Genomic DNA, 23900 nt, shown 5'->3' with positions numbered 1-23900 from the left:
TTTTTCTCTTATTGATTGCGCGAATAGAAGCCACTCGTTTCACTATAACCAAACATAGGATCTTGTTCGGGATACCACGGTTGTATGTATTTGATATTGGGGTAACGTTTTGTTAACAATAATGTTTGTTGCTCTGTTAATGGCTGCAAATGATCTGCATATTTAATCTTCGTCACAGATAAGGTACTAAGGGCAATCGCATGGCAAGGGTCTTCTTGCCAAGGTACTAACTCCCCACTCTCATTAGATTTAAGCACTAAAATTTGTGCCGTCTCTCTATCACAAAAACGAGTACTGATATCATACTGATCTTCTGACCAGTATTTTTGACTGCTATCACAATATCCATATTGGAAATCAATAAGTTGTGACTTTGCAGAGGCTGTTTTTAAGCTTTGTTCTGCAATTAGTTCATCTTCTTTCGTAATTAATGCGGAAGGGATTTGTGCTTGCGCTTTTTCACTATAAACAGCTTCAATAAGAATACGCGCTTCGCTTGGCATACGAATGGCCCCAAGTTCAATGAGCTTACGTTGAGCAAGCCATAATCGACCGGGAGAACGATATACATATTCAGTATTGCGGAAGTCTCGGCTTAGCCAATCAATTTTCGGCTCTTCTTCCCATTTCGGCGCATGAAGATACAACACTGGCGCAGTACGTTTATCAACACCAGAATAATATTGCCCATTAATATCTCGAGTATGGCGGTGTAATCTTCCTGCGCGTTGGATCAAGTCATCTATCGGACAAATATCTGAAATCATTACATCCACATCAGCATCTAAACTTTCTTGGAAAACCTGAGTCGCAATCAGTACAGTCCCCTTTCGCTGCTCACCAGTAATAAGCTCTTTATTGTCTGTTCTTTTGCTGAGACAATTTAAGACTTGTTTTTCAATACGCTTTCGATCAGCCAACGTAAATCTGCTATGAAAAAGCATGACTTTATTAAATGATAAATCACATTCTGCCGCTGCTAACGCCTGAGTGACAAGATCATATGCAGCACGTGCATCATCTACCGAGTTTCTTATCCATGCGACGCACTGACCAGAGAGAACGGTCTGAACAATCTTCTCAACACAAGCAGAGTCTGTATGAAGTTGAGTGACCGTTACTTCACGGCACACATCAGATCTGCTTTTTAGCGGTGTTTCAATCAAAGGATTTAGAGGGTCTAAACAAACCTGTGTTGCCAGTGGAAAATCAGTTGCACTGGTGCAAGTCAGATTTTTAAGCGGTAATTGCCCTGCTTTTAACCAAATATTCGTGAGGTTTTGACGTTGCTCTATTGAGAGTGTCGCCGTTAATAAAATAGCTGAGCCACCATGGCGTAGATGTTGTTCTAATAAGGATTCTAATAGCGTAAACATATACTCATCAGCCGCATGAACCTCATCAAAAATAAGTACCTTACGGTGTAGCCCTAATAATCGAAGAGATTGATGTTTTCTCGGTAACACCGCTAACAATGCTTGATCGATAGTCCCGACACCAACAGTGGCAAGCAAGGCTTTTTTACGGGAATCAGCTAACCAAGCATTGCATAATGCTGTTGCGGTTTGATCTTGTTGATAATAATCATTATCTAGCTTACCTGATGCCAATTTGACCGTTTGAAAACGATCATTTAGAGCACTGCTACTTTGAGCTAGTACAATACTGGGCATAATTCGATCACGTTCATTCTCAAACATCTTAGAATAGTGATCGGTTATACGATTAAACATGGCATTTGACGTTGCCATTGTCGGTAAACCAAAATAAAACCCATCAGCAACATCCTGTGCCATTAATCTATGAGTTAATGCAAGAGCAGCTTCCGTTTTACCTGCTCCTGTCACATCTTCTAATATAAATAATTGCGGAGAGTCAGAAAGCTGAACAGTCTGTGCCCATTGTTGTAGTGGAGTCGGTTCAAAACCAAAGTGATGCTGGATAGAAATAAACTCAGATGGCTTAGCGCGTAAAGAAAAACCTGTTTTTATTAAAGCGATAGACGCTTGTTTCTGAGCTTGTTTCCAATAGTCAGATAGAGGCATCTTTGTTGCGTTATAAGGAAAATAATCTGTGTTTGAGCCAAGCCAATCAGCCAAAACAGTGATCCCAGCTAAATGCCAACTTACTTGTTCTAAACGTTTAGCATCAATTAGTTTTGGTAAGCAAGGCTGCAATAAGTCATATAGTACATGAACATAATTACGAACATCATCGATATTTCTTGACTCCGTAAATGGCTTTAATTCTCGAGGCGTAGTCATTTTAATAGGCTCACCATGATGCCCTAGGACCACATTCATTAATATATTGAGATTATCAAGAATGTCCTCTTCATCTTCATCGCAATCAACAGCCAAAAGTGAAATAACTTCATCACAAATTTGATCCCAAAAATACACACCTAAGCGATCATGCTTAGCCTTTGATGCATCATATTGTTTCGCCGAAAACTCTGTATTGTTTGGTGAGATAGCTTGAAAAGCAGAGGAAAATTTTCCTAAATCATGCAAAGCAATAAAAAAAACAACCAAGTTTGCAAGCTGTTTTTCATCAATATCAAGTAGTTGAGACAATTCACGAGTCAAAATCGCATCAGTTGAAAGTAGTTGTTGTCCGACAGCTGCAACATCTAAGCAGTGATAAGGTAATAAATGATAATGAGATGGATCTGATTTATCAGTTTTACCCCAATAGTCGAAATAGCTCATAACAAAACACCTATAAACGAAGGACAAGCATATAGCATGAAAAAGCTTAATAAAGTGGAGTTGATAATATACTCATAGACTCATAATGAAAGAAGGAGATGTATTTGCAAATTATATTTATATGTTGGTGCTAGTAATTTTTTGTAACTCTAATAGGCAGAAAATATTGTTTGAAATAACAAGCTTAAAGTCATAACTAAAACTAATGAATAATTTCTTAATACGACATGAGTGAGCTTTTACTCTGAATAATAATGGGGCAAATATGAGTTAGCCGAAAAGTTAACTCATTGTGATCACCGACTTGCTTCACAACCCAATAACAGGTAGAAATACGCTCAACAATTTTCATATTACATAGGTTGTTTAAAACATGAACGATACACTTGAACAAGAACGCTCTGCGTCTCATTCACCAGCATCTTCACCATTAACAACATCGTCTAAAGCCGAGCAATATGCCGAGTTGGTGCATAGCCGTCGTTCGGTACGTAAATATGATGCAGACAGTGCTTTTGATCATGAAGCGGTAACCCGTGCACTTAACCTCGCCACCTTGTCCCCTAACAGTTCAAACATGCAATTGTGGCAATTTCATCGTGTCATCAGTGACGATAAACGCGAGCAACTGGCAAAGCTGTGTATGGGGCAAAATGCGGCAAAAACGGCACGCGAGTTAATTGTTATCACTACTACGCCTTATATGTGGAAACAACGGGCGAAAATGAATGCGGCACAAATTCGTGATGCCTTTAATGGTCGTGAAGATGCAACATCTAAGCGTGCCGTTAAATACTATGAAAAGCTGATCCCATTTTTATACCGTAATGATAGCTTTGGCATTATGAGCACTATTCGTAAGGTAATTGTGGCGTATTTAGGGCGTAAAAAGCCGATGGTACGTGAAGTGAGTAAAGCGGATTTGCGTGTGTGTTTACATAAAAGCACATCTCTTGCGGCGATGACCTTTATGACCGCAATGCGCGCGGAAGGTTACGATACCTGCCCAATGGAAGGTTTTGATTCTAAGCGCGTTAAACAACTGCTTGGTTTAAACCCTAAAGCTGAAATCACAATGGTGATTGGTTGTGGCACCCGTGCTGAAGACGGCATTTATGGCGACCGCCATCGGGTAGATAACAGCGAAGTGATTATTAAGCACTGATCCCCTTACCTAGCAATATGGCGGAACGAATCAGTATTCCGCCAGTTCTCCCCACCTTCTGCTCTCTCATCACAGGGTAATTTGTTACTTACCACAATAAATACCACCTACCGGCATCGGAATACATATTGGCGATCCCTTATGTGGGGTTAAGCTACAAGCCGACAGAAATAAACAAGGTATAAGTAGTAATAGTTTCATGGTTAATGCGCGCTTTTTGTAATTGAATGGTGTTTTATCTAAAACTACTTCATTTAAAAAGCACTTGAATATAGCGCATAAACATCTTGTTACAGTTACGCGCTAATTCAATCTGCAAGTCAGCCTAGGTACAGAAAACAAAGTCACAACAGGCGTTTGTTATTTAAACGGCGTGAGATCGATACCTTCTATTTCACACACGGCTTTAATGGTTGGGTTATCACAAAGGTTCGTTAGGTACTTTGCAAGATATGGAAATGTCAGTGGTGAATGTTTTATTGGTAACGACCACTCTGCCAACATAAACAAGAAGTAGTCACAGGCGGTTAGGCTGTCACCAAGCAAATATGTATTGTGTTTAAGTTGGTTATTAATAATAGAGAGTGCATCGGCAATTCTGTCATCTTGCGCGGCCACAACATTCGGGATTGTCGCGGCATCATTGGTATGGCGGTGTGGGTAATACCGTACCATTAATTCAGCTTGTAAGGTGTTATTTAGAAACGCTAACCATTGATAAAACATCGGGCGTAAAGGGCTGCCAATTGCAGGCATTAACCCAGACTGTGGATGGAGTTCGCAAAGATGAATACATATAGCAGAGCTTTCAAAGATCGCTTGCTCCCCTATCACCAATGTTGGTATGCGCCCTGCTGGATTGAGTTTCAGGTAGTCGGCAGACTTCTGAACGTTGGACTTTTTATCCACCAGCAATAGTTGGTAATCCGCTTTTACATGATGAAGTAAAAAATGCGGCGCTAAACTCGCGTTATTGGGGTAATAGTAAAGCTTGAACAATCTTGGCTCCTTGCCTGTAAAACAGATCAATCATTCGTTTTAAAAATCACATATCTATCTTACTAAATAAAGCATGAAGTTAATGAAACGATCGTTTTATAACCCGTTGTAACTCGTGAGATAAATCGCATTTCTGCGTAGCTGTCACAAACATAGCAACTTTATTGCATCTCATTAAAGGGCATTTATCGATGAAAAGCAGATTGGATAATGTCTTGTTTACACATTCATTCACACTAAGATCATACCCATGGCCTGTTGAGTGAGTATAAGGTTCGATATTTGAGTTTAGGATGTTGCCAACAAAAGCGATGTTGCGCTTACTCTTCTCTTCATTGATGACGCATCGTGCTGAAAAATTCAGGCATAAAAAAACGTGCTGTCACTAGCACGGCACGTTTTATCATTCTTACTTCAAACATTAGCTCAATGTATTTATTTCCAGTTCGGATTTTGTAGCAACGCTTGTTGTAGTAGCCCTTTCATGTTGTCATCAGGATTACCAATAAATTGGTAACTCGCGTATTCACTTGGCTTGGTAATAGCACCATTGGTATCTTTAACGTGTACTACCATTGAATATGCTTTGTTGTCTTTACCCGTTAGGGTGATCATAAAGTTACCGGCACAATCATGCGGCTTACAATAAGAAACGGCTTTGTAAGTTTCATCGCCATCTACAATATTATCTAGCGGCGCTGTCACTTTATTTTCTGATACCCATTTAGGGATTTTTTGCGTTTCTGGCGCGACAGATTGGGTTTGCTCTACAACGGTTTCAGTTGTGGCGACAGTTTGCGTTTGATCGTTTGGCGATTGCTCTTTAGGTGCTTGGTCATTACAACCTGCAAGTAACAAAACAATGGATGTGGCTAATAATAGCTTTTTCATTTTATTCAGTCCTAAATTTGAGTACCGCTCAAATCATTTTACGCCTGCGGCACTAATACTTTTACAAGATAACGCTTATTAGGCTCACACCCTATCCAATATAAGAGCAAAAAGTATCTAAATTTTGGCAAACATTATTAAACAAGCAAAATACTGACGTTACACTTACATATGTGTGTGTTTTTCACTCAATTACTTGAATTAACATACCTTCTTTACCGTAATTAAGTTAAGGTATCAGCAATTAAATAAAAGAAGCGACGATATGCAGGTTATTACAGAACAACTAATTACTTTAAAAAACGCTTGGATGGCAAGCCATATTACTGATGCTGAGTTTCCAACACCGCTAAGTGTAAAGGGATTAGAACTGTATCAACTATCTCAAACTGATTTAACTACGCATTGCATCGATACTTCGTTACCGACACCCGAACCCTCTTTATCTTTCTACCCGGTTGATTGCCACCCTCTTACTATTCGCTATTCTTTAGTTCGTGCCTCTCAATGGGAAAATGAACAAGAAAAAGAAGCGGTTATTGAGTATTTAACTCAAATTATGTTTGAGCCTAATGCAGAAGCGACGCTTTATGTTGGCTTTTTCAAAGGTAAACCGGCCGCTTGTGGCATGATTTATACTCATGCAGAAGATGGTGAGCAATATAGCCTGGTGTCTGACGTGTATGCATTGCCATTACCGAACCAGCAGCAATTAATTACAGATATGGAAGATTACCTTATCCATTCTGCGCAGCAATTCTCGCAAGCTGTCATTATCCAAAAATAAAAATGATTACGAAGCTAATAATCAGCTTCGTAATTTAGCCCTTTCTTCAACAACTAACCTGTTGTTTTTGACGAACCTTCAATCTCTGCCATACTAAATTACAGACTTTAATTCCTTTATTACGTGTTTAAAGTCTGTATCTAGAATACATCGGAGAAGAGTATGAAAGGGATCATTTTTACTGAATTTCTCGATATTGTTGAACGTACTTTCGATCTAGAAGTGTGCCAGTCAATGCTAGATATGGCTGACGACCCGGGTGTTTATACCTCTGTCGGTAGCTATGAGCACCAACGGTTAGTCAAGCTGATTATTTGTTTACATAAGGTTACCGGCGTTTCCGCTGAAAGCCTTCAACAAACCTTCGGTCGCGCTGTTTTCCCTCGCTTACTCACTTTATTACCAAATCATGACTTTACCGATTCCAACACCTTCGATTTTATTCGCAGTGTGGAGTCATACATACATCAAGAAGTTAAAAAGCTTTACCCTGATACAACTCCCCCTCGCTTTGAATTCTCTAATGAAACAGAAACCACCCTGACAATGGATTATCATTCAGCGCGATGCATGGGTTATGTCTGTTTGGGGTTATTAGAAGGATGTGCCGATTATTTTAAGCAACATCTTGCTATCGTACTGGTACCAACAACAAGCAAAAACAGTGTCCGCTTTCATTTGTCATTGAGTGATAATTAATGATCGATCCTGAAAAACATATTGCTTTATTAAAACAAAAACTCCAACGCGAACATGCATCAAGATTAGCCGCTGAAAAGTTATTAGAAGCGAAAAGTCATGAGCTTTATAATGCAAATCAAATGCTTAATGATTCGTACGAAAAATTACAAATGCAGGCGAAGTTTGATTCTGAGCTTTTAACTTATCAGAACAAAATGGAAAACTTGTTACTTCTTTATGCCCGATTATTTTTAAAGCACAGTGCAACGAGGGAAAGTATTCAACAATTGTTAGACAGCCTCGTTGATGGTAATTACATATCAGGTTGTCATATCACCATTTACCCTGCCGATAATATTAATATATCAGGGAGCTACTCCAGCGGCCGTTTACAGCAATGGACACCTCCAGCTGAGCTAGAATCGACCCATTCATTATGGGATAAAGGCGGCCATACTCTTTGGATAAATATTGTTAATAACAGAGGGCAAATAGGTATATTAGCTGTCAGAATCATATGTACCGATGACCGATTGCCAGCGATTCAAAAACATATGGCGCTGTTTGGTGAGTTATTTCGATCCGCTATTGGTAGGCAAATAACGTTTAATCAAGCTATTGATGCTAAAAAACGGGCAGAAGATTCAGAGCGATCAACCCGTGATTTTCTCGCTATGATCAACCATGAATTACGGACACCACTTAATGGGCTTCTTGGTGCTGCGGAATTACTGCAAGATACACCGCTTAATAACGACCAACAGAAATTGTTAACTACATTGAATCACTCAGGTGAATTGCTACGGGCGATCATTAATGACTTACTCGATTACAGCAAAATAAATGCAGGTATGTTGGAGCTGATTGAAAAACCCTTTGATTGCCATTTATTAGCAGTAAAATTGGAAGATATTTTTACCCATCGTTCCCACGAAAAAAGATTAGATTTTAACATTTATTACTCCCATGACTTACCAAGATTTTTCATTGGTGATGAAGATAGGATTAAGCAAATATTTGTTAATTTGATCTCTAATGCGATTAAATTCACCCCTGCAGGTTTTGTGCACGCTAAGTTCTGGTGGCAAAACAAACAGCTACAATTTACGGTAAAAGACAGCGGTTGTGGTATTGATCACTCAAACCAACACAAGTTATTCAAACCTTTTAGCCAAGTGGATAATACCAGCAAACGAAGCCATGAAGGCACAGGGCTAGGTTTAGTGATCTGCAAACAGCTATGTGAACAAATGGGTGGCTCTATCCGCGTTGAAAGCTCGCTCGGGCGTGGTGCATGTTTTAATGTTTCCTTACCCTTACCCACAAGTGATCATACTCATTTTAATGCCAAAGTGAGACAACCGCATAAAACGCCAATTAAGCATTTAAAAGTGTTAGTGGTTGAAGATTTAAAGACCAATCAAATGATCATTAAGCTGATGCTAAACAAAATCCAAATTGAACCAACCATTGTCGATAACGGACAAAAAGCATTAGATATATTAAATGCGGAATCCTTTGATGTGGTGTTTATGGATTGCAGAATGCCGATTATGGATGGCTACACCGCAACTAGAGAATTACGAAAGCAAGACTATTCCAAACCCATTATTGCCTTAACCGCAGGTACAACGAGCGCTGAACGTGAAGCCTGTATTCAAGCGGGTATGAATGACATTTTATGTAAACCTTATTTGGCTTCCGAGCTTCATGATATTTTAACCATTTGGGGCAGTGTGATTGAATAATCCTCTCTCTATTACGGTTTAAATTACGGTTTAAATTACGGTTTAAATTACGGTTTAAAAAATCATATCGCTAAAAAGTAAAAAAGGCCACTGACGTGACCTTTTCGTATTTTAATCAATGTGCGTTTATCGTCACTAGCTGGCCTTTATCTCAGCCGTTTTCGACACATCCACAGGCGTTTCAGCCTTCGTTTTATCACTCTTCGCCTGCTTCTGCACGGCGGGATCTAGGGTCGGTTTGACTAACACGTAATCCATGATTTTACGAGCAAGTGGTGCGGCGTTACGTCCCCATCCACCGTGTTCTAAAATAACGGATACCAGTACTTTAGGATCATGTAACGGTGCATAGCCGGTAAACAATGCATGGTCACGTAAATGCTCCGCAACTTCATTCGCATCGTAATTTTGAGTATCAGACATGGTATAGACCTGACTGGTACCGGTTTTACCGGCGGCTTCATACGCTAAGTTTTTAAACTCTTTACGTGCCGTCCCTTTCGTCGTCACTAAGTGCATGCCTTCTTGTGCAATTTTCCAATCTTTTAATGGCACAGGCTCGACTTTTGGAAAGTCTTTAAATTTAACAATATCTTCTTTCTTGCCATCAAGAATCGCATATAGCAAGTGAGGGCGATGAACGACACCAGAATTTGCCACAACCGAGGTTGCTTTGGCTATTTGCATCGGTGTTGCTGTCCAGTAGCCCTGACCTATACCAATAGGGATGGTGTCACCTTGGTACCAAGGTTGTTTGGTATGTGCGAGCTTCCATTGGCGAGTCGGCATATTACCGGATGTCTCTTCTTTAATATCAATACCGGTGAGTTCGCCGTAACCAAATTTGTTCATCCATGTCGATAATCGGTCAATGCCCATGTCATAAGCCACTTGGTAGAAGAAAGTATCTACTGATTGTTCAATCGCTTTATATACATCAACGTTACCGTGTCCCCAACGAACATCATCACGGAATTTACGACTTTTGGAATTAGGAATTCGCCACCAGCCCGGGTTATTACGTACTGTGTTGGGTGTGATAACCCCTGTCGCTAATGCCGCAACCGCAATTTGTGGTTTAACCGTTGAACCCGGTGGATATACCCCTAATGTGGTTCGGTTTACCAACGGGTGCGCAGGACTATTCAATAATTTGCTGTACTCTTTGGACGTAATACCATGCACAAACAAGTTAGGATCATAACTAGGACTTGATACCATCGCTAATACGCCGTCGTCCTGCGGGTTTAATACCACAATCGCACCACGACGAGTTTTCGTCACCATTTTACCTGTTTTGGGATCTTTGACTTCTTCCGTTAATAGCTTGTTGGCGAACAACTGCAAATTAAGATCGATCGTCAACTTAATATCTTTACCCGAAATAGGCGGAACATATTCTAAGGTACGAATAATACGACCACGGTTATTCACTTCGACTTTTTCATAACCAGATTGACCATGAAGTAAATCTTCATAGTAGCGTTCAACACCGAGCTTTCCGATCGTACGCGTGGCCTTATAGTTATTATAAATACCCTGTTCTTTTAATGACTTAATATCACGATCGTTGATTTTAGCCACATAGCCTAACGTATGTGTTAATGCTGAGCCATAAGGGTAATAGCGCTCTAAATGTGCATCAACATCAACACCTGGGTAATGAAATTCATTAACGGAAAACTCTGCAACTTGCTTTTCCGTCATCTGATCAATTAATGTCACCGGCATAAACGGACGGGTGTGTTTCTTATCCTTCATAAAAGAGTCTATTTCATCATCCGTTACACCCAGTAAGGTTTTTAAACTGTCGAGTGTTTCAGTGAGGTGTGCGACTTTTTCTGGAATAATTTCTAAAGAATAGACCGGTATATTCTCTGCGAGAATAACGCCATTTCGATCGTAAATACGGCCTCGATTCGGTGCCACTGGGATAATTTTAATGCGGTTATCATTCGAACGAGCAGTATATTCGCTGTAATCTTGCACTTCTAAGTGATACAAATTACCGATTAACACAAACGATAAAATGATAATCCCAATAAACCCTGCCAGCGCTCGACGCTTAAATAGCGACACTTCAGCTTGGTGATCACGAAATTGACTTCTTTCTTTCTTCATAGATGCTTATGAGATCTCAATGGCCATATGTGCCGTCGTTAACAAAGAATTGTACTTATACCCAATCCGTATAATGCGTGATCTCTCGCTAGAATGTAATAACTGGTTGCCTGTTTGACGATAATTTAACCTCAGTTATCGCGATATAATGTGTTTGAGGAGTTTACAAGCCCTCTACGACCATTAAAATGACCACCTTCTCTCTCTATAGGTTTTACCATGACCCTTTCTCGCTCCGCTGACAGCGTGGTTGTTCTCGATTTCGAAACGACTGGTTTATCTCCCAATCAAGGCGATCGCGCTATCGAAATTGGTGCTGTTAAATTAGTTAATGGCGAAGTTGTTGATCAATTCCAACAGCTCATGAATCCTGGTTTTCGTGTCAGTAGCTTTATTGAAGGTTACACGGGGATCAGCAATAACATGTTACGCACTGCACCACCATGTAATGAGGTAATGGATGCCTTTGTTGATTTCATTGGTGATGCCAACCTTGTGGCGCATAATGCCTCTTTTGATCAGCGTTTTTTAGACGCAGAGCTGGCGGATATTGGCCGGCACTATACAGGTGCATTTGCCTGTTCAATGCTGATTGCACGACGTTTATATCAAGATGCACCGAATCATAAATTAGGCACGTTAGTGGATTACAAACACATTGAGCACAATGGTGTATTTCACCGCGCGTTAGCCGATTCTGAAATGACAGCTCGTTTATGGTTAGTCATGCTTGAAGATATTAAGCGACAATATCATCTTCACTCTGTCTCTTTTGAATTAATGATAAAACTAGCAAAAACACCAAAAGCCAAAATCGATACCTTATTTCACCGTTACGCTTAACAATAAGTCGTATATTCAACGTAACAAGTATGCTAAAACAGCTATACAGTTTTTAATAACTTCACTGAGAGTTCGATTTTGCAACAGTCAGATGCTGAACATTTCCCCCAAGTGCCTATCGCTCAGTCGGAGATCAAAATCGCAAGTTTTAATTTGTTGAATTATCTTGCCCCCCCTAATGCTTATTATGATTTTGAAAATATTTATAGCTATGAACAATGGCATAAAAAACAGCATTGGCTAACTTCGATTTTAGAAGCCCAACAACCGGATATTATTGGTTTTCAAGAAGTGTTTAGCGCAGAGGATTTACAAGCATTATTGCGCGATATTGGCTATCCCTATTTTGCAGTCGTTGATGAACCTCAGGTAGAAGGCGATTTTATTTATCGTAGCCCCGTTGTCGCCATTGCTTCTAAATTTCCCATCACTGAAGTTATCGCTGTTGAAGTCGATAAGGAAGCGGCACAATTACTGGGCTGGACTGAGTTTTCATTTAGTCGCAAGCCACTGCGGGCGACGGTTGATATGCCTCATATTGGCGCAACAGACTGCTATGTCACTCATTTAAAATCCAAACGTTCTCTATTTGATGATCCACTACCTGAGACAATTGCGAAATCAGGCAGTGCGCTTTCTTCTTTTCTTGGTCAACGTTTAGGGAATTGGGGTTCATCCATGCTACGGGGCACTGAAGCGGCGTTACTGCAACTTGCAATGGTGAAGCGACGTGAGCAAACCAGTCATCCGATGGTGCTGTGTGGCGATTATAACGATGTTATTTCGAGTAGTTGTTTAGAAGAGTTAACGGCAAGTCGTGTTTATGGGATGTCAGAAAGTGACACTGAGCGCTTAATTAACTTCTATTGCCTTTACGATGGTTGGCAGCTTTATACTCAAGTCAATCCACAAGATGAAGAAACAACTCGCCCTTCTACCCATTACTTTAATGGCAAAGGATCGGTATTAGACTACATTCTGTTATCACAGGAGTTCAATGCGAGTTATTTAGGCTCATTATTTGAAGTTAGCTATTATCACACTGAAGATAAGCATTTGGTCAATTCAAGCTTTGATATTGACGGCTACAGTACTGATCACGCTATCCCTATTGTGACCTTATCACTGCGATCCTAGTACAAAGCTAACTTTCGGTTCGCTGATAACGGCTTATAACCACGGTTTGCTAAAATAAGCAGATAAAAAAACGACTGATATACCATTTTTGTAAAAGGTATTTATCAGTCGTTTTTATTTAACGTGTTAAACGTTATTACGCTGTCGCTTTTGGTGCACGACTACGCTGTGGAGAGCGACGACGACCATCTGATTTCGGCTTTTCATCGTTGAAACGACGACGAGGCTTATCACCATTTGATTGTGGTTTCGCATCTGTGTTGCGTGGCTTACGTGCAGGTCTTGCACCTTGCTCTGAACGCTTCTCGTTGTTTGTAGCATCAGTAGACTGACCCTGTGGACGACGAGAGGCAGGTTTACGCTTTGCGCCACCGTTATTATTGTTTGCGCTACGCTTTTCACCTGTCGCTGCACCTTCACGCGCCACAAACGTTTTCTGCTTTTTAGGCTTCTTCGGTTTAATTGGGCGTGTATCTAGCTTAGCTTGTGGTAATGCGTTAGTTGGCTGAAAACCTTCAATAATTTCACGATCAAACACTTGCTGTGTTAAACGCTCAATTGCAGCAAGATCTTTTGCTTCTTCTGCCGACACTAATGAAATCGCTTCACCAACACAACCGGCACGACCAGTACGACCAATACGGTGTACATAGTCTTCTGCTACGTGTGGTAAATCAAAGTTCACAACTTGTGGTAGTTGTTCAATATCTAGGCCACGAGCTGCAATATCTGTCGCAACGAGTACGCGAATATTACCAGACTTAAAGTTAGCAAGTGCCTTAGTACGCGCGCCTTGGCTCTTATTACCATGGATAGCGGCCGCAGAAATTCCACGACTTTCTAAATGAGTAGCAAGTTTATTCGCACCGTGCTTGGTTTTAGTGAAAACAAGCACTTGTTTCCAATTACGCTCATTAAGTAGCTTAGTTAATAAGTTAGGTTTTTTCTTTTGATCAACAGGGCAAATCCACTGCTTCACAGTACGTGCTGTTTGGTTACGTGGGTTAACATCAATCTCTACTGGATTATTCACTAAGCCTTTTGCAAGCTCGCGAATTTCATCAGAAAAGGTTGCTGAAAATAGTAAATTTTGACGCTCTTTAGGTAGTAACGCTAAAATTTTACGGATATCACGGATAAAGCCCATATCTAACATACGGTCAGCTTCATCAAGAACCAAAATTTCAACATCACGGAATTTCACAGCATTCTGGCTATGAAGATCCATTAAACGCCCTGGTGTTGCCACCAATACGTCAGCACCTTTACGCATACGCAGCATTTGTGGGTTTACTTTAACACCACCAAAAACAACGGCAGAGCTTAAACGTAAGTTTTTACCATAAGTCGCTACACTCTCCCCTACTTGAGCGGCTAGCTCACGTGTTGGGGTTAATACAAGTGCGCGTACGTGATTTGAACGAGCAGGTCGACCATTCGCTAAACGTTCTAGCAAAGGTAAGGTAAAGCCTGCTGTTTTGCCTGTACCAGTTTGGGCCGCCGCCATTACATCTTTACCCGAAAGGATAGCTGGGATCGCTTGCTCTTGGATCGGTGATGGTTTTTCGTAGCCTTGCTTTGCAACAGCTTCAAGAATTGGGGCAGATAGGCCTAAAGAGGCAAAACTCATAGCATCTCTCTTTTATATAAAACGCCAATTTGGCGATAGTAGTGGCTAATTTAAGCCAGCTATTGAACAAACGTGCTGTTCAATGAGAATAAAACAGGGAAGGTAATGCTTACCTTCCCTGTTGAAAATTTACTGATAAATACGTAGTTATGAAACCGTTGTTTCTGTACTCATAGTTTCAGTTTCTGATGGTGAAATGGTTTCTTCGGCAGACACTTGTTGTGCTGCTTCAGCGTCTAACTTGGCACGTTCCGCTTTAGAGATGTAGCGAGGCTTATTACTTTTATGTAACTTAGCATTCGCCTTTTTCATTCTCTTTTTAAGCGTTTCGTTAATTTTCTTTTTTCTATTCATAATCGCGCCAGCTGATATTTTCATCATTTTTAAACAAGGCGCTGATTGTAATGGTTCAGCGCTGAATAACAAGCTTTATCCATCAACAGGCCTCGAAAACCATCTCAATATCGGACAAATGGTTTCAAAATCTTAGCTATGCTAATCGTTAAAAGGCATATAAAAGGTTTTATAACAATGAAAAAGCCACAAACAGTCACGCTATTTTTGTTTGATAATTTTCAACTGCTTGATGCTTTTGGACCGTTACAAATGTTCGGCTTGTTACCGGACCTTTATCACGCTCAAACAATCTCTGTTGATGGAAAAACAATCTTAAGCCAACAACATATATCGATTACACCGCAACTCAATTTTAATGATACGTTCGGCTCTGATATTTTGCTCATTCCCGGTGGCAGTGGGATTAAATCGGTAATTAACAATCCCACGGTGTTGTTTTGGTTGAAACGCATTGCGCCTAAACAAAAATTAATCTGCTCTGTTTGCACAGGCTCAGCATTATTAGCAAATGCGGGATTACTCAACTATTGCCAAGCAACAACAAATAAAAAGCAATTTCATTGGGTTAAAAAGCTTGGACATCATGTAGATTGGCAATCGTCAGCCCGATGGGTGCGAGACAGCAATATCTTTACTGCCTCAGGCTGTTCGTCAGGTTTAGACATGGCATTAGCGGTTATTGCCTACCAATTTGGTGACAATGTTGCACGAAAAGTCGCTGTTGAAGCAGAATATTTGTGGCAAAACGATCCTGACGATGATCCTTTTGCTCCGCTACATATTGTTAAATAGTTTCCTATTCCCACATAACATAACTTTTTTCATTTACTGCTGATTCTAATAAGGTAATCAACGGCATAGCACGTACTGATAAAGAAATTTCTGGCTCAAATTCAGCGTCATCTAAATCGGCATCAAGCGGGTTTGGCTCTATTGCGGGATCAGCAGTAATGCCACTCTGCTTATTCTCTTGTTTAGCTTTATTAATACCATCTTTTAGGTTTGTTAGCGCTTGTGCGATATCTTCTTCTCGAATAGCACCTGGGACTGTTTCGCAAAACCCCATCATATGAATCAATTGCTGTGCGATATCACCAAACATTGTAATATCGTTACTTCCTTTACTATGAAATGTAATTAACATAACTCACCTATCCTTTTTTTATTCATATAGCTATTAGACCATTATATTCTGTTAGGGTTTCTGATCGTAATGGCAATTTAATTTTCCACGGTCTTTTTTGCCAAGAAAGTAACCAATAAAGCCACCAGCGATAGCACCAAATAAATGGCTTTCAAAGCTCACCAAATAATTAAATGGGAAGACACCCCAAATCATCGAGCTAAAATAAACCAGCACTAAAAATGTAATAATTAATGACATGATACTTCTTAAGACTAAACCATAGATAAGCAAGTAGCCCCAAATGCCATAAATGATCCCACTTAATCCGACATGGTAACTGATACGTCCAAACAACCAGACACTGATACTGCCAAATAACCAGCACAACAAAATGACATTAATTAACCGAGCAACACCATTAATCCCCACCCCAAGAGCCAATAGTGTGAAAGAAGTAAGATTAAAAATTAAATGAGACCAACTGCCGTGGATAAAAGGATAAAACGCAATGTTGCTAAGATGGCTAACGTGGCGAGGTAATAAACCGTAGCTATTTAATACGCCATTAAAACTATGATTGATAATAAAAGCAACAAACGAAATCCCCCAAAAGAATAGAATGACAAAAAAGACATCTCGCCACTTCTTTTTAAAGTCAGACATAAAAATACACCACGGATTATAAAACATTCATGTAACGTAACATTATCCCTACTATTATAGCTAACTATCTTATGTCTGATTGATAGTCTAAAAACAATACATCTCCCCATACAGACACTTAAAGCATGAAATGGGTAATAAACAGATTATTTTTAACAACGATAAAGCCCGCAACACGTAGTTACGGGCAAACAGTGAATACCGCTTTATACGATGGCGTTAATTTACTGCATGTACGCTCAATTCTGCATTAGTAAAACCTAATGAATTAAGTTCATCAGCATCAAAATTCGATGCTACCTCTACATTACCAGCACGTTGAGTCGTAACATTATCTTTTAATGATAGAGAACTTTTGTCTATAGGCTGCGCTTTACCAATATCCATAGTGCCAGCATATTGAGACTCGGCAGAAAAATCACCAGAGACAAAAGAATGGAAAGGACGCAAACTCATACCAAGGGCAGATTGAATATTGCCCAGTCCGATTTCATTTATCGCCCAGCTCCAATCCCACCACTGTACTTCATTTGGAATATATCGATGTTCCCATTGATAAGGAATATTCGCGGGCTTATCACTGCCACGTCCCACGGTAAACGTATAACTTCTATATGGTCGTTTTTCTGGATGTGTATGCCACGCATTACCTCCCCAGCGTAGAAATCCATTGAAATTGACGTCGTAACTTATATCTGCATTAAACTGGTAAGGGTAAGCAATAGATGAGAGATATAAATCGACGCGGACCGGTATAATTGAGTGAGGTGGCACCGTTGGTTGTGCTTCTAACGAAACTTGCTCACTGGTTGATTCGCCTTTAGATTGTGAAAAGTTTTTATTTGCCTCAATGCTAATATTTAGCCTTGTCGTTCCGACGAGTGGCCAATTGAAAGCATCTTCAGTTGTTACTCTTGCAGAAAACCCGTAATTATCAGTCTTTGACCACGTTGTTGATTCATCCAACTTTAAGCTAACGGAAATTTTCTGATCTTGATCACTGTCGTTTCTCGCTAACGCGGTAATGGTTTTTACTAGTTTTTTGTCCGACTCAGTGACATCGCCATGCCAGAAACTGTCATCATCTAAACGATAGGCAAAATTATTTACTGTGATTTTAGTCTTTTCATCACACCGATAACCGGTACACGTTCCAATATCATTTCCTTGGATAACCCAGTCATCACCGATATGTTGAATGTTCATATCTTCGCCAGCGTATTGAGCATGATTGCCACCAACCCATGCATAACCCAGATAATCAGCAAGTTGGCTTAAAGGCCGAATAAAATTATCTTGGTCATGTAATAGTGCATATTGAACATCGATTTCATCACCTTCTGGTAGCTCAAGTGCAGTGTAGTTAGGAATTTCTGTGTGGTTTTCATCAGGATAACAAAAAGTGTTGGGAGGGCTAGTTCCTGCGGGTTGTTGTTTTATCAAACCTTTGTAACCCGGTCCCATAACGACCCATAGACCTTTTAGCGAGACGATTTGCCAGTCATCCATAAAAGGAAGAAGAGATTTTACATGCTCCCCAGCTTCATAATGGTCAAGAGGATGGTAGCCTGCTCGGCAAATATTTGAACCTAAGTGATCCAGTACAATTTGATCAGGGTACACCTTCTGTGCATATACACGACTTGTTAAGGTTGGAAGGACAGTAGCTAACAATATACTTATGTAGATACTTCGCATGAACAATCCTCATATATATTAATTTGATGATGCACTCAAAGTAGAGCTATGCCAGTTTTCCATATTAATAAATTTAGTAACAATGAAATTACTTGAAATTTTATGACTATAATTTTCAATATGTTATAAGTGAATTGTAATTTGATAAATCAGTCTTTTTTAAAAAACTTTATCGTAATAAACTGAATTTTGATTAAGATAATTTTTTAACGTTTAATTCCAAAATTTTGTAATTAGGATAATCGTTTAATAAACTTACCCTTGGTTTATTTATCAACGCATTCATTTCAAGATCTGTATTAATGCTATGACCTTTATTGATTGTTACAAGTAGTGTGGAAATTAAAATGACAAATAAAAGAAAAGAGCAAACTAAAGGCCGATATCTCTTTCCATGATTGCTTTGCCGTGTATAGTCAGTTGAGAAATCCTTATTTTTTTCGCTTTTCTCTATCAATATTTTAGCATTAAGCACTTCATCAAATAACACGCCTTCAATTAAACGGTATCCAACTTTAGGTACTGTCACTATGGGTGATTCCTTAATACCTAGCTTTATCAGTGAAAGTCTAATTTTGCTGATACTTTTCGCTAATGATGTCTCTCCAATACATTCACTGCCCCAGGCAAATTGAATAATATCTTTCTTTGGGACAACATTTGGAGAGTGTTTAAGCAAGAGATAAAGAATCTGTGAATCTCGATATCCTATTTTTAATATTTTTTTACGATTAGAAAGGGTATTTTTTATAGGGTTATATAATACCATGTTACTCCCCCGTAACTTTATCAATAAAGAGAAGATAGATGTATATTTTATAATTGATAATTAGCATATATAAATAGAGCTGAGTGTGATCCAGCTTAAACTTTATCTATCTCATTAATTTAAAGAAAGCAAAGGCATTACTAGAAATTCAGCATTTATATATTTGTAAGGGAAGATTTATAATTAGATATAATTGTTAATAAAGATGAACAGTAATGGGCAGTTAACAAGAATTAATGCCACTTCATAATATATAGCCTGTAGATAAAATAGAGCTTATAGAAGCTATCTATTATTTAATCTAAAACAACAAACATAGTGTTCTTCCATTTATTTCTCATCGAGCCATCTCTTTAATTAGCTGTAGAGTCTACAGCTAATTTTTAATGCTTTCCTAATACCTGAAAATACACCGTAGATGCATTCAACGTTATAAAGCACATCATTCAGAGATTAATAACCAAAAGCAGTCGCGACCTGTAACCAATTCTGTTGTGTTCGCTGATCGTGTTCTACTGAAGGTAAAAACTCAAGAACATGGATTATTGATGCGTTTCCGCCTGAACGACAATCCATACTATGCTGGTTTAATTCTGTATGAAACAACGGCATATTATTTTGTGTGTCCACACACCAATTGCCTACAAGTTTACCGCTGTGCTGTAAACAGTAGCTTGTTACTAGGTGTTGAAATTGTCGTTGATGATTATCGTTAGAATCACAAACGATATTTTCATAATTCGCATAGCCCAATACTGGATGATAAACCGTAATTCCCTGTTGCTGTGTTTGTGATGATTCGTAACTATCAACCGTTTCAATAAAACTTGTTGTTGACTCTAATGGTTTTGAAACGATTTCAGCTTGTATCATCAGTGGACCAAATAAAAATACACCGTACAGAACGCTTAATATCAAACTCTTCATACACACCGACCTATCGCTTATTGGTATACATAGTTTCAATCAATAACTACCCTATCACTTTATATTGTTATAGCAGATATATTTATAAACGTTTAAATTTAAAGATATTTTCCATTTTTAGATAGCGAAAACATTGTCAATAAATCTGTACATCACAAAAGCCGCTATAATTACAACATCCCTTTTAGTCATATTTATTGCCAATAAGACAACTAGGTCGTATCAATTATGATACAATGTTCATATTGATATCACATATATTTGTTTGGAGTCGATATATGGAAGATAAAACACTCATTGCAGATACTCATGGCATTCTTGAAGCCTTCATCGAAAATGGATTACATCGTACATACCCTATTTATTGTCAATTCCCTCATTGTGAAAGCTTGATAGAAAAGCACCAATACGATGAAAGCTATGATATTGAATTTAATGATGGTTATCGCCATTACAATGAGAAATGATTTTAATTCTGGCTTTTATAAATCTAGATTGGATATAAAAAAGATATAAAAAAACCGATGTGTAGAAACATCGGTTTTTATTAATATACATGTTGTTACGCTTGGCGGCGCTTTTGTACATCTGACGCTAATTGACGAAGTACTTTTTCAGTATCTTCCCAACCAATACAGGCATCTGTAATACTTTGACCGTAAGTCGGTTCAACACCATCAACAATATCCTGACGACCTTCAACAAGGTGACTTTCAATCATCACACCAAAGATAGATTTGTTACCACTCGCAATTTGCTCACCAACATCTTGTGATACTAGCGGCTGACGATCAAATTTTTTCAGGCTATTTGCATGACTAAAATCGATCATCACTTTAGAACGGTGACCAGCACCTTCAAGTTGATCTGTCACTGCTTTAACGTGCTCAGCACTATAATTTGGCTCTTTACCACCACGAAGGATAATATGGCAATCTTCATTGCCTGCCGTTGATACAATCGCAGAGTGACCGTATTTAGTCACAGATAAAAAGTGGTGAGGCGCACTTGCCGAACCTATCGCATCTGTTGCAATTTTGATATTGCCATCTGTGCCGTTTTTAAAACCTACTGGGCATGACAAACCTGACGCAAGTTCACGGTGAACCTGAGATTCTGTTGTACGCGCACCAATTGCTCCCCAACTGATCAAATCTCCCATGTACTGAGGTGTGATCATGTCAAGGAATTCGCCTGCTGTTGGGAGGCCTAATTCAGCTAAATCAAGAAGTAGTTTACGACCAATGCGTAAGCCATCATTTAATTGGAAGCTGTTATCCATGTAAGGGTCATTAATCAACCCTTTCCAACCTACAGTTGTACGCGGTTTTTCAAAATAAACGCGCATAACAATTTCTAAATCAGCGTTAAGCTCATCACGTAGTGTTTTTAGCTTTTTACCGTACTCTATTGCTGCATCAGTATCATGTATAGAACAAGGTCCAACAATCACAAGAAGACGGTCATCTTCGTCATTTAAGATATTATGAATGGCATTTCGAGCTTGATATACTGTTTCTGAAGCTGTTTCTGAAGCTGAAAATTTTTCCAGTATTGCAACTGGTGGTAATAGTTCTTTGATCTCGCTAATGCGGACATCATCTGTTTTATGCATGCTTATACTTCCCGTATCGCTACACTACGTCTATGTCGGTCAATCGATGTAGTGTACTTATCTCCAAATAGTCATTTCTTAACTTATCGCCTTAACCCCTTTTGTGCAATGGGTTATGGCTGTAAAGTCGACATTTTTTAACCATTTCACTTCATTAATCGTAATAATACGTATTATGTGCCATAACAAAATAATTACACCCACCCTAATTACCTCACAAAGCAAATACTTTTATGATATAGATCGCTATTAAGTTGATAAATAAATGGGTAATAATCACTCACATAGACATAGATTATTTATTTAAATGATGACTTCTAAAAATTAAAAGTTCATTGTTATATAGTATTGAAATGATTAATTATTTTTAATAGGTACAAGCTATTACATCAATACATTGGTATTTATCATGTATTGTGAAAAGCTACTAATTTATGAGTCGAGGTACGTCTTGTTGGCTAAAGACGAAATAATAGCATTCCAGCATGTGAACAAATGGTATGGCGATTTCCATGCATTAAAAGACATCAACCTAACCATTCATAAAGGTGAACGGTTGGTCATTTGTGGCCCTTCCGGTTCAGGAAAATCTACGCTTATCCGCTGTATTAATGGGCTTGAGCAATATGATTCAGGCGAAATTAGAGTAAGAAATCACTTATTAGATCCTAACAACCTAAAAGCCGTTCGTGGCAAAGTTGGTATGGTCTTTCAGCACTTTAATCTTTTTCCTCATATGACGGTATTAGATAATTTAACCCTTGCTCCCCGACGCACATTGGGTATGTCAAAAACAGATGCTGAAGCGTTAGCGAATCAATATCTAGAACGTGTGCATATCGGCCATCAGGCGAATAAATACCCAGGGCAATTATCAGGAGGGCAACAACAGCGTGTAGCGATTGCTCGTTCTCTTTGTATGAAGCCTGATATTCTTTTGTTTGATGAACCCACTTCCGCGCTAGATCCTGAAATGATCCATGAAGTACTTGATGTCATGAAAGAATTAGCAGATGAAGGCATTACAATGGTATGCGTAACCCATGAGATGGGGTTTGCTCGCAAAGTAGCAGATCGGGTTGTATTTATGGATGAAGGTGAAATTGTTGAAATTGCACCGCCCGCAATTTTATTCGATCAGCCACAAAGCCTACGTACTCAGGCGTTTCTTAAAAAAATTCTAAGTTACTGAGGTAAATATGATAGCGAAACCTCAGTCACCTTCAACAATAGTAAGAATACTGAAACCAGTACTCAGTGGTTTACTGCAAATTTCCGTCATTACTTTCGCCATTATATGGTTACTCAATAGTGGTGCTGATGCAATGAACTACAACTGGCAATGGTACCGTATTCCTCAATATTTGTTTTTTAAAGAAGACGGAGAATGGTTTTCTGCAGAGCTTATTGATGGCCTACTTGTCACCCTCAAAATTTCAGCCATTAGCCTGATTTTTACAATCATATTTGGCTTGGTAACCGCACTGTTACGCGTATCTCATTCTATTATCGGTCGTGGTCTTGCACGGGGGTATATTGAACTCATTCGTAACACACCGCTACTCGTACAAATTTATCTACTGTACTTTGTTTTTGGTCCGGTATTAGGGTTAGAACGTTTTACAACAGCAGTGCTGGCATTATCTTTATTTCAAGGAGCATACACTGCAGAAATCTTCCGCTCTGGCTTAATCAATATACCTAAAGGTCAATTTGAAGCAGCTGAAAGCCTTGGGTTAAGTAAAATAGATAGTTATCGCTATATTATTTTGCCGCAAATGTTACGTCGAGTTTTACCACCATTAACCAATGAGGCCGTTTCTTTGGTTAAAAACTCTTCTATAGTCAGTATCATGGCTATATTTGATCTAACAACACAAGGACGGGATATTGTTGCTGATACCGCCATGCCATTTGAAGTTTGGTTTACTATTGCGGCAATGTATTTATGTATAACGTTAGTTTTATCTGCTTTTGCAACACTGCTAGAGTACAAACTTGCAACACCTAATCATTGATGATTTTTAACGAT

The 23900-nt window shown here is 39.1% G+C and carries 21 protein-coding genes and 1 pseudogene; 10 read left to right on the top strand and 12 right to left on the bottom strand.

Annotated elements, in window-relative coordinates; genetic code table 11:
• Positions 1–8: 8 nt before the first annotated feature.
• Complete coding sequence (locus C9J38_RS09660) at positions 9–2711, bottom strand: CRISPR-associated helicase/endonuclease Cas3 (RefSeq protein WP_107206891.1); 2703 nt, start codon at positions 2709–2711, stop codon at positions 9–11.
• Positions 2712–3084: 373 nt separating this feature from the next.
• On the opposite strand from C9J38_RS09660, the gene C9J38_RS09655 reads away from it, so the two are divergent.
• On the top strand, positions 3085–3876 hold the full coding sequence (locus C9J38_RS09655; RefSeq protein WP_107206890.1) for a nitroreductase family protein: 792 nt from the start codon (positions 3085–3087) through the stop codon (positions 3874–3876).
• A gap of 360 nt (positions 3877–4236) precedes the next feature.
• Here C9J38_RS09655 and C9J38_RS09650 read toward each other — a convergent pair whose 3' ends face one another.
• Together C9J38_RS09650 and C9J38_RS09645 are read right to left on the bottom strand one after the other, a co-directional pair.
• The gene (locus C9J38_RS09650) at positions 4237–4875 is read right to left on the bottom strand and encodes a glutathione S-transferase family protein (protein ID WP_107206889.1); all 639 of its coding nucleotides are present in this window, start codon (positions 4873–4875) and stop codon (positions 4237–4239) included.
• 435 nt (positions 4876–5310) lie between these two features.
• A complete protein-coding gene (locus tag C9J38_RS09645; RefSeq protein WP_107206888.1) occupies positions 5311–5766 on the bottom strand; it encodes an Ivy family c-type lysozyme inhibitor in 456 nt (151 codons plus the stop codon).
• Positions 5767–6031: 265 nt separating this feature from the next.
• Here C9J38_RS09645 and C9J38_RS09640 point away from each other — a divergent pair, with 265 nt between their 5' ends.
• The 3 genes from C9J38_RS09640 to C9J38_RS09630 all read left to right on the top strand — a co-directional run bounded on the left by C9J38_RS09640 (position 6032) and on the right by C9J38_RS09630 (position 8982).
• Complete coding sequence (locus C9J38_RS09640) at positions 6032–6553, top strand: hypothetical protein (RefSeq protein WP_107206887.1); 522 nt, start codon at positions 6032–6034, stop codon at positions 6551–6553.
• 162 nt (positions 6554–6715) lie between these two features.
• Entirely contained in the window at positions 6716–7252 is a 537-nt protein-coding gene (locus C9J38_RS09635; protein WP_107206886.1) for a heme NO-binding domain-containing protein, read from the top strand.
• On the top strand, positions 7252–8982 hold the full coding sequence (locus C9J38_RS09630; protein ID WP_107206885.1) for an ATP-binding protein: 1731 nt from the start codon (positions 7252–7254) through the stop codon (positions 8980–8982). The genes C9J38_RS09635 and C9J38_RS09630 overlap by 1 nt, the downstream gene beginning before the upstream one ends.
• Positions 8983–9117: 135 nt before the next feature.
• Here C9J38_RS09630 and mrdA read toward each other — a convergent pair whose 3' ends face one another.
• Complete coding sequence (gene mrdA, locus C9J38_RS09625) at positions 9118–11103, bottom strand: penicillin-binding protein 2 (RefSeq protein ID WP_107206884.1); 1986 nt, start codon at positions 11101–11103, stop codon at positions 9118–9120.
• 219 nt (positions 11104–11322) lie between these two features.
• On the opposite strand from mrdA, the gene C9J38_RS09620 reads away from it, so the two are divergent.
• Both C9J38_RS09620 and C9J38_RS09615 read left to right on the top strand, forming a co-directional pair.
• Positions 11323–11946: a PolC-type DNA polymerase III gene (locus tag C9J38_RS09620; RefSeq protein WP_107206883.1), complete on the top strand. Its 624-nt coding sequence runs from the start codon at positions 11323–11325 to the stop codon at positions 11944–11946.
• 78 nt (positions 11947–12024) lie between these two features.
• Positions 12025–13083, top strand: a complete 1059-nt coding sequence (locus C9J38_RS09615) for an endonuclease/exonuclease/phosphatase family protein (protein ID WP_107206882.1) — start codon at positions 12025–12027, stop codon at positions 13081–13083.
• A 136-nt stretch (positions 13084–13219) separates the two neighbouring features.
• On the opposite strand, the gene C9J38_RS09610 is transcribed toward C9J38_RS09615, so the two are convergent.
• Both C9J38_RS09610 and C9J38_RS09605 read right to left on the bottom strand, forming a co-directional pair.
• Positions 13220–14713 (bottom strand): DEAD/DEAH box helicase, encoded by a 1494-nt coding sequence (locus C9J38_RS09610; RefSeq protein WP_107206881.1) that lies wholly within the window; start codon positions 14711–14713, stop codon positions 13220–13222.
• Positions 14714–14860: 147 nt separating this feature from the next.
• On the bottom strand, positions 14861–15067 hold the full coding sequence (locus C9J38_RS09605) for a DUF2986 domain-containing protein (protein ID WP_039871979.1): 207 nt from the start codon (positions 15065–15067) through the stop codon (positions 14861–14863).
• Positions 15068–15244: 177 nt separating this feature from the next.
• Here C9J38_RS09605 and C9J38_RS09600 point away from each other — a divergent pair, with 177 nt between their 5' ends.
• Positions 15245–15862: a DJ-1/PfpI family protein gene (locus C9J38_RS09600; protein WP_107206880.1), complete on the top strand. Its 618-nt coding sequence runs from the start codon at positions 15245–15247 to the stop codon at positions 15860–15862.
• 4 nt (positions 15863–15866) lie between these two features.
• On the opposite strand, the gene C9J38_RS09595 is transcribed toward C9J38_RS09600, so the two are convergent.
• The 5 genes and pseudogenes from C9J38_RS09595 to C9J38_RS09575 form a co-directional block, all read right to left on the bottom strand.
• Entirely contained in the window at positions 15867–16214 is a 348-nt protein-coding gene (locus tag C9J38_RS09595) for a DUF1840 domain-containing protein (RefSeq protein ID WP_107206879.1), read from the bottom strand.
• A 51-nt stretch (positions 16215–16265) separates the two neighbouring features.
• Entirely contained in the window at positions 16266–16859 is a 594-nt protein-coding gene (locus C9J38_RS09590) for a rhomboid family intramembrane serine protease (protein WP_107206878.1), read from the bottom strand.
• 219 nt (positions 16860–17078) lie between these two features.
• Positions 17079–18557, bottom strand: a complete 1479-nt coding sequence (locus C9J38_RS09585) for an aerolysin family beta-barrel pore-forming toxin (protein ID WP_107206877.1) — start codon at positions 18555–18557, stop codon at positions 17079–17081.
• A gap of 475 nt (positions 18558–19032) precedes the next feature.
• Positions 19033–19326: pseudogene (locus C9J38_RS22010) on the bottom strand (transcriptional regulator); the annotation flags it as partial.
• Positions 19327–19779: 453 nt separating this feature from the next.
• Positions 19780–20253 (bottom strand): hypothetical protein, encoded by a 474-nt coding sequence (locus C9J38_RS09575; RefSeq protein WP_107206875.1) that lies wholly within the window; start codon positions 20251–20253, stop codon positions 19780–19782.
• Between the two features lie 278 nt (positions 20254–20531).
• On the opposite strand from C9J38_RS09575, the gene C9J38_RS09570 reads away from it, so the two are divergent.
• Positions 20532–20720, top strand: coding sequence for a hypothetical protein (locus C9J38_RS09570; RefSeq protein WP_045082326.1), 189 nt, complete (start codon positions 20532–20534; stop codon positions 20718–20720).
• A 95-nt stretch (positions 20721–20815) separates the two neighbouring features.
• Here the strand turns inward: C9J38_RS09570 and aroG are convergent, their stop codons facing one another.
• Entirely contained in the window at positions 20816–21868 is a 1053-nt protein-coding gene (aroG, locus tag C9J38_RS09565) for a 3-deoxy-7-phosphoheptulonate synthase AroG (RefSeq protein ID WP_107206874.1), read from the bottom strand.
• A gap of 451 nt (positions 21869–22319) precedes the next feature.
• On the opposite strand from aroG, the gene C9J38_RS09560 reads away from it, so the two are divergent.
• Positions 22320–23060, top strand: coding sequence for an amino acid ABC transporter ATP-binding protein (locus tag C9J38_RS09560; protein ID WP_369917496.1), 741 nt, complete (start codon positions 22320–22322; stop codon positions 23058–23060).
• 7 nt (positions 23061–23067) lie between these two features.
• Positions 23068–23886, top strand: a complete 819-nt coding sequence (locus tag C9J38_RS09555) for an amino acid ABC transporter permease (RefSeq protein ID WP_107206872.1) — start codon at positions 23068–23070, stop codon at positions 23884–23886.
• Positions 23887–23900: the final 14 nt, after the last annotated feature.

The organism is Photobacterium sp. GB-210 (genome assembly GCF_003026075.1).
GTDB lineage: Bacteria > Pseudomonadota > Gammaproteobacteria > Enterobacterales > Vibrionaceae > Photobacterium.
This window is presented reverse-complemented; position numbering and strand designations above follow the sequence as displayed.

What these genes read in the sequence shown, in the direction of transcription:
- C9J38_RS09640 (WP_107206887.1), top strand. Translation starts at nt 6,032, where the DNA reads ATGCAGGTTATTACAGAACAACTAATTACTTTAAAAAACGCTTGGATG.
- C9J38_RS09635 (WP_107206886.1), top strand. Translation starts at nt 6,716, where the DNA reads ATGAAAGGGATCATTTTTACTGAATTTCTCGATATTGTTGAACGTACT.
- C9J38_RS09590 (WP_107206878.1), bottom strand. Translation starts at nt 16,859, where the DNA reads ATGTCTGACTTTAAAAAGAAGTGGCGAGATGTCTTTTTTGTCATTCTA.
- C9J38_RS09575 (WP_107206875.1), bottom strand. Translation starts at nt 20,253, where the DNA reads ATGAAGAGTTTGATATTAAGCGTTCTGTACGGTGTATTTTTATTTGGT.
- C9J38_RS09655 (WP_107206890.1), top strand. Translation starts at nt 3,085, where the DNA reads ATGAACGATACACTTGAACAAGAACGCTCTGCGTCTCATTCACCAGCA.
- C9J38_RS09645 (WP_107206888.1), bottom strand. Translation starts at nt 5,766, where the DNA reads ATGAAAAAGCTATTATTAGCCACATCCATTGTTTTGTTACTTGCAGGT.
- mrdA (WP_107206884.1), bottom strand. Translation starts at nt 11,103, where the DNA reads ATGAAGAAAGAAAGAAGTCAATTTCGTGATCACCAAGCTGAAGTGTCG.
- aroG (WP_107206874.1), bottom strand. Translation starts at nt 21,868, where the DNA reads ATGCATAAAACAGATGATGTCCGCATTAGCGAGATCAAAGAACTATTA.
- C9J38_RS09605 (WP_039871979.1), bottom strand. Translation starts at nt 15,067, where the DNA reads ATGAATAGAAAAAAGAAAATTAACGAAACGCTTAAAAAGAGAATGAAA.
- C9J38_RS09620 (WP_107206883.1), top strand. Translation starts at nt 11,323, where the DNA reads ATGACCCTTTCTCGCTCCGCTGACAGCGTGGTTGTTCTCGATTTCGAA.
- C9J38_RS09570 (WP_045082326.1), top strand. Translation starts at nt 20,532, where the DNA reads ATGGAAGATAAAACACTCATTGCAGATACTCATGGCATTCTTGAAGCC.
- C9J38_RS09555 (WP_107206872.1), top strand. Translation starts at nt 23,068, where the DNA reads ATGATAGCGAAACCTCAGTCACCTTCAACAATAGTAAGAATACTGAAA.
- C9J38_RS09595 (WP_107206879.1), bottom strand. Translation starts at nt 16,214, where the DNA reads ATGTTAATTACATTTCATAGTAAAGGAAGTAACGATATTACAATGTTT.
- C9J38_RS09585 (WP_107206877.1), bottom strand. Translation starts at nt 18,557, where the DNA reads ATGCGAAGTATCTACATAAGTATATTGTTAGCTACTGTCCTTCCAACC.
- C9J38_RS09610 (WP_107206881.1), bottom strand. Translation starts at nt 14,713, where the DNA reads ATGAGTTTTGCCTCTTTAGGCCTATCTGCCCCAATTCTTGAAGCTGTT.
- C9J38_RS09660 (WP_107206891.1), bottom strand. Translation starts at nt 2,711, where the DNA reads ATGAGCTATTTCGACTATTGGGGTAAAACTGATAAATCAGATCCATCT.
- C9J38_RS09600 (WP_107206880.1), top strand. Translation starts at nt 15,245, where the DNA reads ATGAAAAAGCCACAAACAGTCACGCTATTTTTGTTTGATAATTTTCAA.
- C9J38_RS09630 (WP_107206885.1), top strand. Translation starts at nt 7,252, where the DNA reads ATGATCGATCCTGAAAAACATATTGCTTTATTAAAACAAAAACTCCAA.